Source organism: Parafrankia elaeagni (assembly GCF_000374165.1).
Classification (GTDB): Bacteria; Actinomycetota; Actinomycetes; order Frankiales; family Frankiaceae; genus Parafrankia; species Parafrankia elaeagni.
In genome coordinates this window covers 80,744-95,989 of record NZ_KB893718.1, presented here as the reverse complement: position 1 = coordinate 95,989, position 15,246 = coordinate 80,744, and the positions used below count along the sequence as shown (strand labels likewise).

The window sequence follows — 15,246 nt, the reverse complement described above, 5'->3', positions numbered from 1 at the left end:
GGCCGCGGGCGGGACGCGGGGCCGCGGGCGGGACGCGGGGCCGCGGGCGGGACGCCGCGCCGGGTCCCGGTCAGCCCGCTGCCACGGCCCCGCGAGGATCCCGCGCCACAGCCCCGCGGAAATCCCGCGTCACAGCCGCTCGCCGGTACTACTCCGCCCCCTCCGCGCGCCGTCGGGCGGCTCGCAGCCGCTCGGCGGCGTCCTCCGGGGTGATGTCCCGCTGCATGCCGGCGAACATGTCGTACCCGACCACGTGCTTGCGCACGGTGGACGACCGCAGCAACGGCGGATGGAAGTGCGCGTGCACCTGCCAGTGCTCCCACTCCGGCTCAGCGCCGTCGGCGCCGTCGGCGCCGGGGTGCGGGCCGGGCGCGGCGTGCCAGCCCATCGAGTAGGGGAAGGGCGTGTCGAACAGGGCGTCGTAGGTGCGGAGCAGGGTGCGGAGCACCACTGCCAGCGCGTCGCGTTCGGGGTCGGTCAGCTGGTGCAGCAGCGGCACCGGGCGGCGCGGCAGCACCAGCGTCTCGAACGGCCAGAGCGCCCAGTACGGGACGACGACGACCCAGTGTTCGTTCGCCACGACCACCCGGCCGGCCCCAGCCGCCCCAGCCGCCCCGGCGGCGGTGTCGAGGTCGGATTCCAGGGCCGCGTAGTCGACCAGCAGCGACGTCCCGTGTGAGCGTCGGTAGTCGCGCTGGGACCGGTCCTCCGCGGCCGGCAGGTCGGGCAGGAAGGAGGAGGCCCAGATCTGGCCGTGGGGGTGCGGGTTGGAGGCGCCCATCGCCGCCCCGCGGTTCTCGAAGATCTGTACCCAGGTCCAGGTCCGGGCCAGCTCACGTTCCTGGTCGGCCCAGGTGTCGACCACCGCCCGGACCCGGTCGAGCGGCAGGCTGGCCAGTGTGTCGTCGTGGCGGGGATCGAAGCAGATGACGCGGCACGTCCCCGTCCCCGGCAGGGCCCGCAGCAGGGCCGCGGCCCGCGTGTCCGGCTCGTCACCCGCCCAGCCGACACCGTCCACCGCCGCCGGGGCACCGGGGCGCAGCGCCGGAAAGTCGTTGTCGAAGACATAAACACCGGCATAGTCCGGATTAGCTATTCCGGAAGCACGCACGTTTCCCGGGCAGAGATGACATTCCCGGTCGTATGCACCGTGCGTGGTGGTTACCTTTTCCTCACCGCCGCGCCACGGGCGCGCGACCCGCCCCGCCGACACCAGGACCCAGCGGCCGGTCAGCGGGTCAAAACGCCGGTGGGCGCCTTCCTCGGCCGGAAGGACGAAGGCCCCGGGCGCCGCGACCTCGCCGGACCGGTCCGCCGCCTGGTCCGTCACCTGACGTGAATACCGGTCAGAGAAATCGTCCGCAGCCGGGCCGTCAGCTGGTCCGAAGAACGAGGCCGCCACCGTCAGATCGTAGCGGGACGGATTTCCCCGTTTCGCCGGGGATGGCCACCGGCCCGCAGCACAACTGTCAGGACGTCTCACCGTGTCTGTGCTATCACTCGTTGCGGCAGCCGCGCGACAGGTGGGCACGCCGGCTGCGAGGAGGTGCCGAGCATGGATCGACGGGCGCTGCTGCGCCTGGCCGCCGCCGGTGTCGGAACCACCGTCCTGTGCGGTACGAGCTGGCAGTCTGCGGTGGCGAGCACCACCCAGCCGGGCCAGGGCCCGTACGGCCCGCTGCGGGCCCCCGACTCCAACGGGGTCGCGCTGCCGCCGGGTTTCACCAGCCGGGTGGTCGCGCGATCCCGTGAGATCGTGCCCGGCACCGGCCTGTCCTGGCATGACGCGCCGGACGGTGGAGCCTGCTTCCCCGCCGGCAACGGCTGGATCTACGTCTCCAACTCCGAGACCGCGCTGAACGGCGGCGCCTCGGCGCTGCGCTTCGACCCCGCCGGCACGATCATCTCCGCCAGCCGGATCCTGCGGCGCACGAACGCGAACTGCGCGGGCGGGGCGACGCCGTGGGGCACCTGGCTGTCCTGCGAGGAGTACGCCTTCGGGCGGGTGCACGAGACCTGGCCGGACGGCAGCCGGCCGGCGGTGGCTCGTCCCGCGATGGGCCGGTTCACCCACGAGGCGGCGGCCTGCGACCCCGACCGGCAGGTCGTCTATCTCACCGAGGATCGGCGTGACGGCTGCTTCTACCGGTTCCGCCCGACCCGGTGGGGCGACCTGTCCGACGGCACGCTGGAGGTGCTGCGGGCCCCCGCGGACGCCGTCTCCGGGCCGGTGACCTGGGCCCCGGTGCCGGACCCGGGCGGGTTTCCCCGCGCGACACGGCGCCAGGTCGACGGCGCCCGCGCCTTCGACGGCGGTGAGGGCTGCTACTACGCGGCGGGGCGCTGCCTGTTCACGACGAAGGGCGACAACCGGATCTGGGCCTACGACGCCGTCGGCGAGCAGATCGCACTGCTTCATGATCCCGAGGCGGTCCCGCGCGGCGGCATGACCATGACGGGAGTCGACAACATCACCGGCTCGGCCCGGGGTGACCTGTTCGTGGCCGAGGACCGCCCGGGTCCCGCGCTGAACCTGATCACTCCGGGCGGGACGTTCTCCCGCTTCCTCCAGCTGCCGGGCCACCAGGAATCCGAGATCACCGGCCCGGCGTTCAGCCCGGACGGCCGCCGCCTCTACGTCAGCTCGCAGCGCGGCGCCCAGGGGCGCAGCCGGGCGGGGATCACCTTCGAGATCACCGGCCCGTTCCGGGGGTAGGCGCCGTCGATCCGGCCGGCGGGCCGCGGCCCAGCCCCCCAGCCCGCGGGCCGCGGGCCGGCACCTGTAGTTGACGTGAGATTCAGGTTCGCTACCGTCGAACGATGAACGCCACGGACGTCCTGTCCCTCGGAGATGTGGTGCGCCGCAGCGGGTTCAGCGCCTCGGCCCTGCGCTTCTACGAACGGGAGGGGCTGCTGAGCGCAAGCCGCACGAGCGGCGGCCAGCGCCGGTACGCCCGTCATGTACTTCGCCGGCTGGCCTTCATCCGGGCAGCCCGCAACATCGGGCTGAGCCTGGAGGAGATCCGTGAGGCGCTGCGCAGCCTGCCCGCCGAGCGGACCCCCACCCGGGCCGACTGGACGTCGATCTCCCGCGCCTGGCGGACCCGGCTGGACGAGCAGATCGAGGCGCTGGAGAAGCTGCGTGACGGGCTCGACTCCTGCATCGGGTGCGGCTGTCTGTCCCTGCGGCGCTGCCACATCTCGAATCCGGGCGACCGGGCCGCCTCGTACGGTCCCGGCGCCGTCGTTCTGCCGGCCACACTGCGACGCACCCCGGAACGCTCCTGACGCGGGGGCCTACGCTTTCCGTCGCATCTCACCCACGCCGTGCGGTAGTCACAGTTCCGCAGACATCGCACAGCGATGCAGGAGGAGGAGTCGATGGTCGACGCGCACGGTGCGTATCCGGGGAACGGTGACAGCCGTCCGCACCCCGGCTCGGGGGAACCGCTGGCGCAACGCCGCGGACGCACCGGCCCACCGCTCACCAGGCCCACGGACACCGGCGCGGGCGGCATCGCGGATCTGGCCGCGCTGGGCGTCATCGGCCCGCCGGCCCCGCGGGTGGAGCGACGCCGCCGCCCCACCATCGTCGGCATCGGCGGGGCCACCCGGCCGGAGTCGACCACCCTGCGGGCGCTGGAGACCGTCCTGGGCTCGATGGCGGCCGCGGGCGCGGAGACCGTCCTGCTCGGCTCCGCCGACATCGACCTGCCGATGTACGTCCCGGAGCAGCGGGAGCGCACTCCCGCGGCCCGCAGGCTCCTCAGCGAGGTGGGCCGGGCGGACGGTGTCGTCATCGCCACTCCGGGCTACCACGGCGGTATGTCCGGTCTGGTGAAGAACGCCCTGGACTACCTGGAGGACCTTCGGGGAGCGCCCCGCCCCTACCTGGACGGCCGCGTGGTCGGCCTGATCGTCTGCGCGGACGGGCCGCAGACCGCCGGCACCACCCTCACAGCCCTGCGGTCCTCGATCCACGCCCTGCGCGGCTGGCCGACTCCCCTCGGCGTCTCGATCGACACGTCCAGCGCCCCCTTCGGCCCGAACGGCGAAGTGCTCGACCGGCGGGCGGCGAGCCACCTGGAGACGCTCACCGATCAGGTCATGGGCTTCACCTACGCCTGGTCGCAGGTGATCTGACCAGTCGCGGCCGACTCCGTCGCCCAGTGCGCGCGGTCGACCCCGTGCGCACGACGGTGCGTACGGCGCCGTCGGCCGGCGCCGTCGCCGGCCGACGGACCGGCGCCGCAGTTGCGCGGCGGAGAGTCATGTTCGCATCACACCGGAGGAGTACCGGATCACCCTGCCATCAGGGCTCGGCACCGACGGTCTACCGTGACGGGGCCGCAGGGCCTCGATGGCGGGCAGTCGCCGTCGCACCGCCCCGTCGCCCCGCCAGGGGCTTGAGGCGCATCAGGAGGGACGAACCGGTGAGACGACGTCTGGGTCTGCGGCTCGGAGCCGCCTGCATCGGCGCCGTCACGGCGCTCGCCGCGTGCGGCGGGGGAAGCGACGAGCCGTCCGGTGGTTCCGCCACGGGCTCGGGCGACCCGACCAAGTTGATGATCATCGCTGCCGAGGGCGGCGTCGGCGTCGGCCACCCCGAGATGGTCGCCGCGGTCCGGGCCGCCGCCCGCGCGGTCAACGAGCGGGGCGGCATCAAGGGCCACCCGGTCGAGATCGTGCACTGCAACGAGCGGAACGACCCGACGGCGGCGAAGGAGTGCGCCCAGCGGGCGGTCGACGAGAACGTCCTGGCCGTGGTCTCCGCGGTGTCCACCTCGGGCGGGATCATGCCGATCCTCGAGCAGGCGGGCATTCCCGCCATCGGGTCGGCCGGCATCGCCGTGGACCAGTCCGAGCTCAGCTCGGACGTCAGCTTCATGATCAGTCCACTGACGTTCTACCCGACCGTCTGCCCGTCGCTGCTGCGCAAGGCCGGCGCGTCGAAGATCGGCCTGGTGGGTTACGACCTGGCGGCCAGCGACCGGCTGATCACGATGGCACAGGCCGGCGGGCGGGCGGCGGGCACACCGCTGTCTCCCGAGCTCCGCGTCCCGATCACCTCCAGCGACCTGACCCCGACAATCGCCCAGCTCACCCGGGCGAACGCCGACGGCGCCGTGCTCGTCGTGTTCGACCAGGCCGCCTATGCCGTGATCGGCGGCGGCGGCGCGGGCGGCGGGGCGGGCCTGCGCACCTGCCACGCCGCGGGCACCCTGTCGGAGGAGTACCTCGACCGGCTCGGCCCGGCCGCCGACAACCTGGTCGTGGCCAGCGTGTTCCCCGAGTTCAGCCAGCGCGGCGAGTTCCCCGAGCTCGCCCGGATGCTGTCCGAGCTGGACGCCGAGGAGGCCGCCGGAAACACCGACGCGCGCGCCGAGATCCGCTCGTCGACGTCCTCCACCGCGGCCTGGCTGTCCGTCCAGATCGCGGAGAAGGTGGGCAACGCCGTGCCGGGCGAGCTGACGTCCCGCGCCCTGCTCGACCAGCTGCGCGGAACCAGCGGGCTCGACCTCGGCCTGATCCCGCCGCTGGACTTCACGAAGCCGAGCACGTTTCCCGGTGTCTCCCGGGTGTTCAACACGACGATGCGCGGCGCCCGCTGGGACAGCGCCACCCACGGCTGGTTGCCGCTCGGGCCGGAGACCTACGAGGCGCTCTCGCTGCTGACCCGCGGCGCGTCCTGACCGACGGGGCTGACCGACGGGGCTGACCGACGGGCTGCTGTGACGCCGGTCGGCCCGTCGGTCAGGCGAGGGGCAGGTAGGCGCCGACGAGCACGTCCGGATCGGCCCGTGCCTGCTCCGCCGGGCCGGACCAGGCGACCTGCCCGTGCCGCAGGACGATGACCCGGTCGGCGACGGCGAGCGCACTGCGGACATGCTGCTCCACGAGGAGCACGGCCAGACCGCCGTCGGCCGCTGCCCGGACGACGCCCAGCAGCCGTTCGGCGGTCCGGGGCGCGAGGCCGAGCGACAGCTCGTCGGCCAGCAGCGCGGCGGGCCGGCGGCCCAGGGCCCGGGCCAGGGCGACCATCTGCTGCTGACCGCCGGACAGCAGCCCGGCCCGCCGGTCCAGATGCCCGGCCAGCTCGGGGAAGGTCTCCAGGGCCAGGTCGGCATCCGCCGCCCCCAGCCGCAGGTTCTCGCGGACGGTGAGTTCCATGATCACGGACCGGTCCTCGGGAACGAGGGCCAGGCCGGCGCGAGCCCGCTGGTGCAGCGGCGCGGTCGTCACCCGGCCGGCCCAGCGGACGACCCCGGTGCGCGGCCGCAGCGCCCCGCTCAGCGCGAGCAGCGTCGTCGTCTTGCCGGCTCCGTTCGGCCCGAGCAGCGTCACGATCTCGCCCGGGCACAGGTCCAGGTCGAGGTCACGCACTGCCGGCCCGCCCTCGCCGTAACCGGCTGACAGCCCGCGCGCTGTCAGCACCGGCACCGGCACCGACACCGACGCCCCGGCCTCGGCCTCGGCCCCGGAGCCAGCCGTCGCCGCCCCCGTTCCAGGCGTCGCCCCGGCCTGCCTGGGCATGGCCTGGCGGGAGGCCGGTATGGCCACCTCCGGCGTCGGTACGGTCGCGGCGCGGCCCTGCCGCCGCCATGGGACGGAGCTCACCGTCGTGCCCTGCCCACCGCGGCGGCGACAGGTGCGGACGTCCCCAGGTAGGCGCTGCGCACCCGCGGGTCGACCCGGATCTGGCCGGGGGTGCCGCGCGCGATCACCTCGCCACCGTCGAGAACCACGATCTGGTCACAGATCCGCATCACCACCTCCATGTCGTGTTCGTTGAGCAGGATCCCCAGGTTCCAGTGGTCCGCGAGCCGGCGCAGCAGGGCCGCGACCCCGGCACTCTCCGTCTCGTCGAGTCCCGCGCACGGCTCGTCCAGGAGGAGGACGGACGGGCAGGTCGCGACGGCGCGGGCGATCGCCAGCAGCCGGCGGCGGCCGTACGACAGCTCCGAGACGGTGCGCAGCAGGTCCTCCCGCAACCCGAACGCCTCCACCGCGGCGGCCGCCGCGGCCGGCAGCGGCCGGGACCGCGGGAACACCAGGTCGCCGAGGTAGGCACGGGCGTCGCGCGGGTCGCAGGCGGCCTGGATGTTCTCCAGGACGGTCAGGTCCTCGAAGAGCTCGAGGTTCTGGAACGACCTGCTGATGCCGGCGCGGGCGCGCAGGTGCGGCGGCAGCCGGTCGAGGCGGGTCCCGCCGAGCATCAGGGAGCTCGACACGGACGACGTGTAGCCGGTGATCGCGTCAATGACCGTGGTCTTCCCGGCACCGTTCGGCCCGATGACGCCGACGATCTGGCCGGGCTCCACCCGCAGGTCCACCGAGCGGATCGCCTCCACGGCACCGAACCGCACCGAAAGCCCCCAGGCGGACAGGGTCGCCGGGCGCGCCGGATACGCGACCGCGCCCACCTGGCGCAGTGGACCGGTAGCCGGCCCGGCCGGCAGGTCGGCGCCCCGCGCCGGCACAGCCGGTGCGGCCGGCACAGCCGGTGCGGCCGGCACAGCCGGTGCGGCCGGACCGAGCAGGCGAGAGACCCTCGCGCCGTCGGCGGCCAGCCGCCGCTCGACGGCCCTGGGGAAATGGCGATCGAGGACCCGCCGGGCGTTGCGGGCGTTCTCCGGCGCCATGCCGCCGCCCGACCGGGACAGGACCACGACGAGGACCAGGCCGCCGATCAGCGGCACGTACCGATCGAGGTCGGCGAGCCAGTCGATGACCCGCCCGCCCAGTGCGAGGGCGACGCCCGCGAAGACGGCGGCGCACGCCCAGGGCAGCAGCCGGCTGATCCGGTGGGCCGCGCCCCGCCGCGCGGCCCCGCCCGCCGCTGCGGCGCTCGCGAGGTGCGGCTGCTCCCGCGGCGCGGCCGCCCGGCCGACCACCAGCCCCGCCAGCGCGGCCACCGCGGCGAGGAGCACCCGCAGCACGGCGCCCACCCGCTCCAGCAGGCTGCCCGCCCAGGCCCCGAACCTGGTCGCCAGCGCCTCGGCGGCCATCGTCGCGCCGGCGAAGGCACCGCTGATCCAGCCGACGCCCCCGACGACCGCGTAGGCGATCAGCAGGATCGAGGCGAACGGGGAGAACAGACCGGCACCGTAGTCGATGTTGCCGCGCTCGCCGAACGCGTAGAACGCGTAGAGCACTCCCCCGAAGCCCGCGATCGCCGCGGACAGCGCGAAGGCGTAGATCTTGGCCCCGACCACGCTGATGCCGAGTGCCGCCGCGGCCCGCTCGTTGGTGCGGACCGCGATCAGCCGCCGCCCCGCCCGCCCGCGCCGCAGGTTGGCCACGATCAGGCCGAGCAGGACGAACGAGAGCAGCGACAGGGTCGCGAAACCGCGGGGGTGCGCCACCTTGTCCAGGCTGATGCCGAAGAGGGTGGTGTCGCCGACCTCCGTCCCCTCCAGCCGGGCGAGATCACCGAACAGGTCACCGAACGGGCTCGGCGGGGCCGGCGAGTGGTAGCCGCGCTGGAACAGCAGGGCGTCCACCGCGGCCCCCAGGCCGAGTGTGACCACCGCGAGCTGCAGCCCGCGGGTGCGCAGCGCGGGCAGCGCGAACAGCACCCCGACGACGGCGGTGCCGGCGACCCCCACCACGAGCGCCGCCTCGAGCGGCCAGCCCTGGATGGCGACGAGCCGCCCGGCGATGAGCGCGGCCGTGCCGGAGAAGGCGAGCTGCGCCAGCGAGAGCTGGCCGGTGAAACCGACCAGCACCACCACCGAGATGATGATCGTCGCCCAGATCGCGTTCGCGTTCAGCGCGTTCACCCACGCCGCCGGCAGCAGCCACCAGAGCGCCGCCAGGGCGGCGGCGACGGTGATGCCGAGCGCCCGCCAGTGCACCCGCCCGCTGCCCAGCGACGGGTGCCGGTCGGCGACATGGCCGCGGTCCGGGATGCCCCGCCCGCGCACCGCCAGGTAGAACACGATCACCGCCAGCGGCACCGCGCGGTCCAGGCCCCGCCAGGCGGGGTGGTCGGCGATCAGGTTGACCTGGATCTCCAGCTCGACCGCGGCGAGGGCCAGGGCGGCGCCGAGCACCACCGGCAGCGACCGGAACCGGGCGACCAGCGCGACTGCCAGCCCCGGGACGATCAGCAGCATCAGCCCACCGGCCGACAGCGGGTTCTGCAGCGGCGCCAGCAGGACCCCGCCGAGCCCCGCGAGCGCCGAACCGGCCAGCCAGGCCCAGCTCGCCACGGTGTCCGGCGACCAGCCGAGGGTGGCCGCGGCACGCGCGTTCTCCGTCACCGCCGTGGCCGCGAGCCCGAGCGTGGTGAACCGGAACACCGCCCACAGCCCGGCCACGACCGCCGCCACCACCGCGAGGCGGACGAAGACGTCCAGACCGACCGCGGTGTCGAACAGCGTCACCTTGGACGTCGGCAGAACCGTCGGCGAGTTCCGGACCTCCCCGCCGTACATCAAAGTGAGCGAGGACTGGATGACGATGAGCAGGCCCAGGGTGGCCATCAGCCGCAGCACCGCCGTCGCCTGCCGCATCGGGCGCAGGACCAGGTGGTGGAAGCCCAGGCCGATCGCCATCGTCGACCCGACGGCGAGCACGCCCGCCAGGGCCACCGGCAGGCCCCAGGTGATGTGCGCGCCGTGGAAGGCGTAGGCCGACCAGGCCAGCAGCGCACCCTGTGCCATGTTCAGGACGCCGGCCCCGCGCTGCACCGCCACCACGCCGGTGGCGACGAGCGCGTAGAGAGCACCGGTGCCCAGGCTCAGCAGGGCGTAGCCCATGATTTCGTCCACGGCGCCCACCTCACGTCGCACCGTGGCCGGTGCCTGGCTGTGCTTGCTCGGGAAGGACGGCGGACGTCTCCCCGGCGGCCCGCGGCGCAACGCGGACCCATCTGCTCACCGCCGAGAGCTGATCACGGTGATCTGTGGGAACGTACGGTCACGAACACGGGTGGAGCAAGCAAACCATCCACAACGTCGACACTGGCTACCAGGTAAAACGAGTCAATTGGTCGAACGGGTCATCGGATCTGCGGTCAGCTGCGGGGTCAGCGCGGAGTCCCGAAAACCTGCGTCCAGTAGACGCCGTACTCCCCGCCCTCCGCCCGGCCGACGCCCAGCTGGCGCACCTCGGGCCGCAGGATGTTCGCCCGGTGGCCGGGGCTGTCCATCCAGCCCGCGACGACCTCGCGGGCGGTCCGCTGGCCGGCGGCGATGTTCTCGGCGACCACCGCGTAGACGTAGCCACAGGAGACGACACGACCGGCCACGCCGACGCCTTCCGGAGTCTCGTGGGCGAAGAAGCCACGGGCAGCCATGTCGGCACTGTGCCGCGCGGCGGCCGCGGCCAGGCGCGGCTCGGCGGACAACGGCGCCAGTCCGAAGCGGGCCCGCTCGGCGTTGGTGAGCTCCAGAACCTCCAGGAGGACGTCGCCGGCGGGCCCAGGCGCAGGCAACCTCCGACCCGGACCCGGAACCGGGCCTCGGGCTGAAGCTGGGGCTGGGGCTGACGCCCGTGCCGGCGCCGGCGGTTCCTCGACCTCGATGCCGAAGTCACGGGCCAGCCCGGCCAGGCCGTCGGCATAGCCCTGGCCCAGCGCCCGGATCTTCCAGCGCCCACCGCGGCGGTAGCACTCGGCGATCTGCAGGGCGGTCTGCGCGTCCAGACGGGGCGGGCGCAGGGTCGCCACCGGGCGGCCGGCGGCGCGCACGGTCGCGAGCGGCGGTGGCAGCCGCCCGAAGGAGCTGGTGCCGTCCGCCGGGCTGGCCACGAGGACGACCCGCTCGGCACCCGGGCGCAGCCGGGCCAGGTTCAGGTCGATGACACGGGCCTCGGGAGTGTCCCGCAGGGTGACGCCGGCGGCGTTCGGCTGGTTGTAGAAGACCATGTCACGGTCGCCGGAGACGCGGCCATCGGCCCCGAGCACCAGGGCGGACAGATCGAACGGCCCGGGCAGCGACAACGAGAGCTCGCTGCCGGCCAGATCGGTGTTGGCCCCGGACACCAGCTCCACCATCGCGGCCTCCGCGCTCACGCGGCACCGCGTCACCACCCCGCCACCGGCGGGCCGCTGCGCCGGGGCTTCTCCAGCTGACAACGAGCAGCACGCACAGAGGTTCCGCGAGAACCTCCAGCGCGAGCCGGACCAGCCGGCCCGGCGAGCGGCACTAGTAGACCTCACCGCGCAGGACGATCAGCTCGGGGGCCCGCAGCACCCGCACGTCGAGCCGCGGGTCGGCCGGGTACACGACGAGGTCGGCCGACTCGCCCTCCGCCAGTCCCGGCCGGCCGAGCCAGCGGCGGGCGTCCCAGCAGGCGGCGCCGAGGGCGGCCTGCGGCGGCATCCCGGCCGCGACCAGCTCGGCGACCTCGTCGGCCACCAGCCCGTGCGGCAGCGAGCCGCCGGCATCCGTACCGACATAGATCGGGATGCCGGCCTCGAAGGCGGTGGCGACGGTGTCGTACCGGCGCGCGTGCAGGTCGCGCATGTGGCGGGCGTAGGTGGGGAACTTCGCCTCCGCCCCGGCGGCGATCTCCTCGAAGGTCGCGATGTTCACCAGGGTGGGAACGATGGCGATCCCCCGCTGCGCGAAGAGCCCGAGGGTGTCGTCGGTGAGGCCGGTGGCGTGCTCGACGCAGTCGATGCCGGCGTGGGCGAGGTCGGCCAGCGAGCTCTCCGCAAAGCAGTGGGCGGTGACCCGGGCACCGAGGGCGTGGGCGGCGTCGATGGCCGCACGCGCCGCGTCGGCCGGCCAGCACGGGGCGAGGTCGCCGGTGGCCCGGTCGATCCAGTCGCCGACGAGCTTGACCCAGCCGTCGCCGCGGCGGGCCTGCTCGGCGACCTCGGCGGTCAGCTCGCCGGGCTCCACCTCGGCCGCGTACCCGCGCAGGTACCGCTTCGGGCGGGCGATGTGCCGGCCGGCGCGGATCAGGCGGGGCAGGTCGGCCCGCTCGTCGATCCACCGGGTGTCGGACGGCGATCCGGCGTCACGCAGCAGCAGGGCACCGGTGCCGCGGTCGGCCAGGATCTGCTCCTCGGCCGTCCGCGCGTCGGTCGCGCCGGTGGAGACGAGACCGACGTGGCAGTGCGCGTCGACGAGACCGGGGATCACGCAGCCCGTGACTGTCCGGACGTCGCGGGCGGCGGCGCCGGTCGGGGCGGTGAAGGTCACCCGCCCGCCGACCACCCAGACCTCGCCCCGGACGTCGTCCGGCCCGACCAGGACCTGCCCGGTGATCCGCAGCGTCGGCGTACCCGCCGCCGATGGGTCCGTCGTGGATGTGCCCGTCCTGGATGTGTCCGTCATGCGCGGGTTCGTCGTCGCGTCGTCGGCGTGCTCGTCACGACGTCCATCATTCACCCGTGCCGCGTCCCGGACACGCACGTCGGTCGGCGCCGCCGCCAGCGCCGGCCGCGCACCACCACCACCGGCGGCGCCGTGGCTGTCATGGCTGCCGGCAGGAGCGGCGCCTCAGATGTCGAGCTGCGATTCGATGGAGCGCAGGCGGTGACGCGCCATGGCGAGGTTGGCGCGGCCCTTGTCCAGGACCAGGTAGAGGAACAGGCCCCGCCCGGTGTGGCTCTGCAGCAGGCGAATCAGGTGGTACTGCCGCCCCAGGGTGATCAGGATGTCCTCGATGGTGTCGGCCAGCCCCAGGCTTTCCATCGTGCGGATCTTCGCCCGGATGACTTCGGTGTTACCGGCCGCAGCCACCTCCAGATCGAAAGTGTGGTTGCCGCCCAGGGTTCCCAGGGTCATTCCACTGGTGAAGTCCACCAGCGCGACAGCAGTCGCGCCGTCGATCTCCATCGCTTCCTTGAGAGCAAGGTCGACGCTGTTCACAGTTCCTCCTGCACGAATGTGCGGAGCGTTCGGAGCAGCGCGCTCCGATGGCTCCGGCAGATTTTTCGGCCGCGCGGGCGTGACATCTTCTGATCGCTCGAACCAGGAGCTCTCGGTACGCCTACGCATCTCGGACCAGAGTCCCATGCGGTCCGCACGGTCACCGAGGACGGTCACAACCATCCACCCGCTCCCCGCGGGGCACTGTGAAGACCACCGGAAAACCGCTGGTCAGCGATGCTCCCGGTGTGCCGGTGGCACAGGTGGGGGACAGGCGGCTCCAACCGCCGGCCGCGCCGCCGGCCACGGTGAGCCGCAGCCCCCGGGTGGCAGGCCACCGGTGTCCGGCCGGTCGCCGGCTGTCCGCGCTCCGCCGGACGAGGAGATCGCGAAATGATGTGCCATCCAGCACAGCACAGCACGAACGTCACCGCGCCTACCCCCGTTTCGGCGCCGGCATCCGCCGGGAAAAACCGCATCGCAACACGCGCGGCACTGCTCCCCCGCAGCCACCGGACAGAAATCCTTGCCTCAGCCCCATTTCACCGCTGCCAGCACTACTGAGCACCGGCCACGAACAAGAAGGTCGCTCGGGTCACGCTAACCAGGAAATTACCCCTCGTCAGTGTGATGTAAGTCACATGCCCTTTTTGTCGCACTTGAAGTGATCCTCCGAACAGCGCGGAGTCACTCGGGGACGAGATCGGTTCCGGGTGGGAGGGTGCCGGCGGCGGCGGTGCTCTTCAAATAGGCGCGGAGACTGCGGCGGAGTTCCTTGGCGGCCTGCGGCGGCTCGACGTCACGCCGGTGCGCGAGACCGATCGTCCGGTGCAGGCCGGGCGGCACGAAGCCGGTGCTCCGCAGGCGCTGGCGCCGGGCGACCATGCTCGGGATCACCGCCGCGCCCAGACCCGCCTCGACGAACCCGACCACCGCGTCCATCTCGCCGCCCTCGATGGCGAAGGTCGGCTCGAAGCCGGCCATCCGACAGGCGCCGACGGTGAACTCGCGCAGGTCGTAGCCCCGCCTGAACATCACCATGGGGCGGTTGCGCAGGTCCGTCACCCGCAGCTGACCATCCCGCGCCGGCGGCGGGGAGTTCTCCGAGGTGACGAGGACGAGGTCCTCCCGCAGCAGCGGCATGGTCGCCAGCGCCGGATCGGTGCTGTGCAGGGGAAGGATGATGAGCGCCAGGTCGAGGTGTCCCTGCGCGAGGTCGCGGACGAGGTCGCGGGAGCCGCCCTCCTCGACGACGAGGCGGATGCCCGGGTACTCCCGGTGGAAGGCGTACAGCACCTCGGGGAGGAAGCCGGTGCACAGGCTCGGCGTCGCCCCCAGCCGCACCGTTCCCCGGCGCAGGTCGAGCAGCTCCTGCACCTGACGGCGGGCCGTCTCGGTGTCGGCGAGGATCCGACGTGCCAGTGGAAGCAGAGTCTCCCCTGCCGGAGTGAGTGTGATGTTGCCCCTCATTCGGTTGAAAAGGGGACTACCCAGCTCCTGTTCCAGTGCACGGATCTGTTGCGAGAGGGAGGGCTGCGCTACGTGCTCACGCTCGGCCGCATGAGTGAAGTGCCTGGTCTCGGCGACGGCGACAAAGTACGCAAGCTGATGAAGCTGCACACCTTAGGGTAACTGACGATAGGCCCAGCCTATCGAGCTGAGGTCAAGCATGTCTTGGACCGATGAGGAAGTTGTCCCTAGGGTTCGCAGCGTGGCTGTAACGAACGACGCGCGGCCTACGTCCCCCGTAGGCATCTTCTGGCGGTCCACCATCGGCAAGAAGGCTGTGATGGCCGTCACCGGGGGGGTGATGCTGCTTTATCTCCTCGTCCATATGCTCGGCAACCTGAAGATCTTCTACGGCCGCGAGAGCTTCGACGAGTACGCGCACTGGCTGCGCACGATCGGGGTCCCCGCGCTCCACGGAGCCTGGTTCCTGTGGATCATGCGGGCCCTGCTGCTCGTCGCGATCGTGCTGCACGCCACGACGGCGTACCAGCTCAGCCGACGGGATCTGAAGGCCCGGCCGCAGAAGTACGCTCACCGGCAGCGACTCGAGGCGAGCTACGCCGTCAACACGATGCGTTACGGCGGCATCATCATCGCCCTTTTCGTCATCTACCACCTCCTCGACTTCACCACCCTGACGGTGAACCGGCACGGAGTCGAAGGCGCCGCCTACGACAACATCGTGTCCAGCTTCTCCGTGTGGTGGGTCACAGTTTTCTACATCATCGCGATGCTGGCGCTCGGTTTGCACATTCACCATGGCTTCTGGAGCGCTGCTCGCACCCTCGGCGTGCACAGCGCGGCTCGGGAGAAGAATCTGAAGATCGCCGCGACCGTTCTGGCGGTCCTCATCTCGGCGGGCTTCGTGACCGTTCCCATCGCCGTGCTGGCCGGATTGGTGGACTGA

At 72.8% G+C, this 15,246-nt stretch carries 12 protein-coding genes; 5 read left to right on the top strand and 7 right to left on the bottom strand.

The window, feature by feature from the left end; translation table 11 throughout:
* Window positions 1-148 precede the first annotated feature (148 nt).
* Window positions 149-1,330: a UDP-glucose--hexose-1-phosphate uridylyltransferase gene (locus tag B207_RS0112645; RefSeq protein WP_018636908.1), complete on the bottom strand. Its 1,182-nt coding sequence runs from the start codon at window positions 1,328-1,330 to the stop codon at window positions 149-151.
* A gap of 225 nt (window positions 1,331-1,555) precedes the next feature.
* Here B207_RS0112645 and B207_RS0112640 point away from each other — a divergent pair, with 225 nt between their 5' ends.
* The 4 genes from B207_RS0112640 to B207_RS0112625 all read left to right on the top strand — a co-directional run bounded on the left by B207_RS0112640 (window position 1,556) and on the right by B207_RS0112625 (window position 5,693).
* Window positions 1,556-2,716, top strand: a complete 1,161-nt coding sequence (locus tag B207_RS0112640) for an alkaline phosphatase PhoX (protein ID WP_018636907.1) — start codon at window positions 1,556-1,558, stop codon at window positions 2,714-2,716.
* Between the two features lie 104 nt (window positions 2,717-2,820).
* On the top strand, window positions 2,821-3,288 hold the full coding sequence (soxR, locus tag B207_RS0112635) for a redox-sensitive transcriptional activator SoxR (RefSeq protein ID WP_018636906.1): 468 nt from the start codon (window positions 2,821-2,823) through the stop codon (window positions 3,286-3,288).
* A 93-nt stretch (window positions 3,289-3,381) separates the two neighbouring features.
* Window positions 3,382-4,143, top strand: a complete 762-nt coding sequence (locus B207_RS0112630; protein WP_026310999.1) for an NADPH-dependent FMN reductase — start codon at window positions 3,382-3,384, stop codon at window positions 4,141-4,143.
* A 290-nt stretch (window positions 4,144-4,433) separates the two neighbouring features.
* Entirely contained in the window at window positions 4,434-5,693 is a 1,260-nt protein-coding gene (locus B207_RS0112625) for an ABC transporter substrate-binding protein (protein ID WP_018636904.1), read from the top strand.
* A 61-nt stretch (window positions 5,694-5,754) separates the two neighbouring features.
* Here the strand turns inward: B207_RS0112625 and B207_RS33685 are convergent, their stop codons facing one another.
* From B207_RS33685 to B207_RS0112595, 6 genes are all read right to left on the bottom strand, one after another.
* Window positions 5,755-6,618, bottom strand: coding sequence for an ABC transporter ATP-binding protein (locus B207_RS33685; RefSeq protein WP_018636903.1), 864 nt, complete (start codon window positions 6,616-6,618; stop codon window positions 5,755-5,757).
* Window positions 6,615-9,776 carry a branched-chain amino acid ABC transporter permease/ATP-binding protein gene (locus B207_RS0112615; RefSeq protein WP_018636902.1) on the bottom strand — a complete coding sequence of 1,054 codons (3,162 nt, stop codon included), beginning with the start codon at window positions 9,774-9,776 and terminating at the stop codon, window positions 6,615-6,617. The genes B207_RS33685 and B207_RS0112615 overlap by 4 nt, the downstream gene beginning before the upstream one ends.
* 257 nt (window positions 9,777-10,033) lie before the next feature.
* Complete coding sequence (locus tag B207_RS0112610) at window positions 10,034-11,002, bottom strand: CAP domain-containing protein (RefSeq protein WP_026310998.1); 969 nt, start codon at window positions 11,000-11,002, stop codon at window positions 10,034-10,036.
* A gap of 151 nt (window positions 11,003-11,153) precedes the next feature.
* The gene (locus tag B207_RS0112605; RefSeq protein ID WP_051102508.1) at window positions 11,154-12,293 is read right to left on the bottom strand and encodes an amidohydrolase family protein; all 1,140 of its coding nucleotides are present in this window, start codon (window positions 12,291-12,293) and stop codon (window positions 11,154-11,156) included.
* A gap of 165 nt (window positions 12,294-12,458) precedes the next feature.
* Window positions 12,459-12,797 (bottom strand): hypothetical protein, encoded by a 339-nt coding sequence (locus tag B207_RS0112600; protein WP_407671413.1) that lies wholly within the window; start codon window positions 12,795-12,797, stop codon window positions 12,459-12,461.
* Between the two features lie 720 nt (window positions 12,798-13,517).
* Entirely contained in the window at window positions 13,518-14,450 is a 933-nt protein-coding gene (locus B207_RS0112595) for a LysR family transcriptional regulator (protein WP_026310996.1), read from the bottom strand.
* A 49-nt stretch (window positions 14,451-14,499) separates the two neighbouring features.
* Between B207_RS0112595 and B207_RS0112590 the strand changes: the two genes are divergently transcribed.
* Entirely contained in the window at window positions 14,500-15,246 is a 747-nt protein-coding gene (locus B207_RS0112590) for a succinate dehydrogenase cytochrome b subunit (protein WP_268258199.1), read from the top strand.

Bases quoted from the DNA above. Each gene is read 5' to 3' on its own strand.
- B207_RS0112640 (WP_018636907.1), top strand. From the start codon at position 1,556: ATGGATCGACGGGCGCTGCTGCGCCTGGCCGCCGCCGGTGTCGGAACC.
- soxR (WP_018636906.1), top strand. From the start codon at position 2,821: ATGAACGCCACGGACGTCCTGTCCCTCGGAGATGTGGTGCGCCGCAGC.
- B207_RS0112630 (WP_026310999.1), top strand. From the start codon at position 3,382: ATGGTCGACGCGCACGGTGCGTATCCGGGGAACGGTGACAGCCGTCCG.
- B207_RS0112610 (WP_026310998.1), bottom strand. From the start codon at position 11,002: ATGGTGGAGCTGGTGTCCGGGGCCAACACCGATCTGGCCGGCAGCGAG.
- B207_RS0112605 (WP_051102508.1), bottom strand. From the start codon at position 12,293: ATGACGGACACATCCAGGACGGGCACATCCACGACGGACCCATCGGCG.
- B207_RS0112600 (WP_407671413.1), bottom strand. From the start codon at position 12,797: ATGGAGATCGACGGCGCGACTGCTGTCGCGCTGGTGGACTTCACCAGT.
- B207_RS0112590 (WP_268258199.1), top strand. From the start codon at position 14,500: ATGTCTTGGACCGATGAGGAAGTTGTCCCTAGGGTTCGCAGCGTGGCT.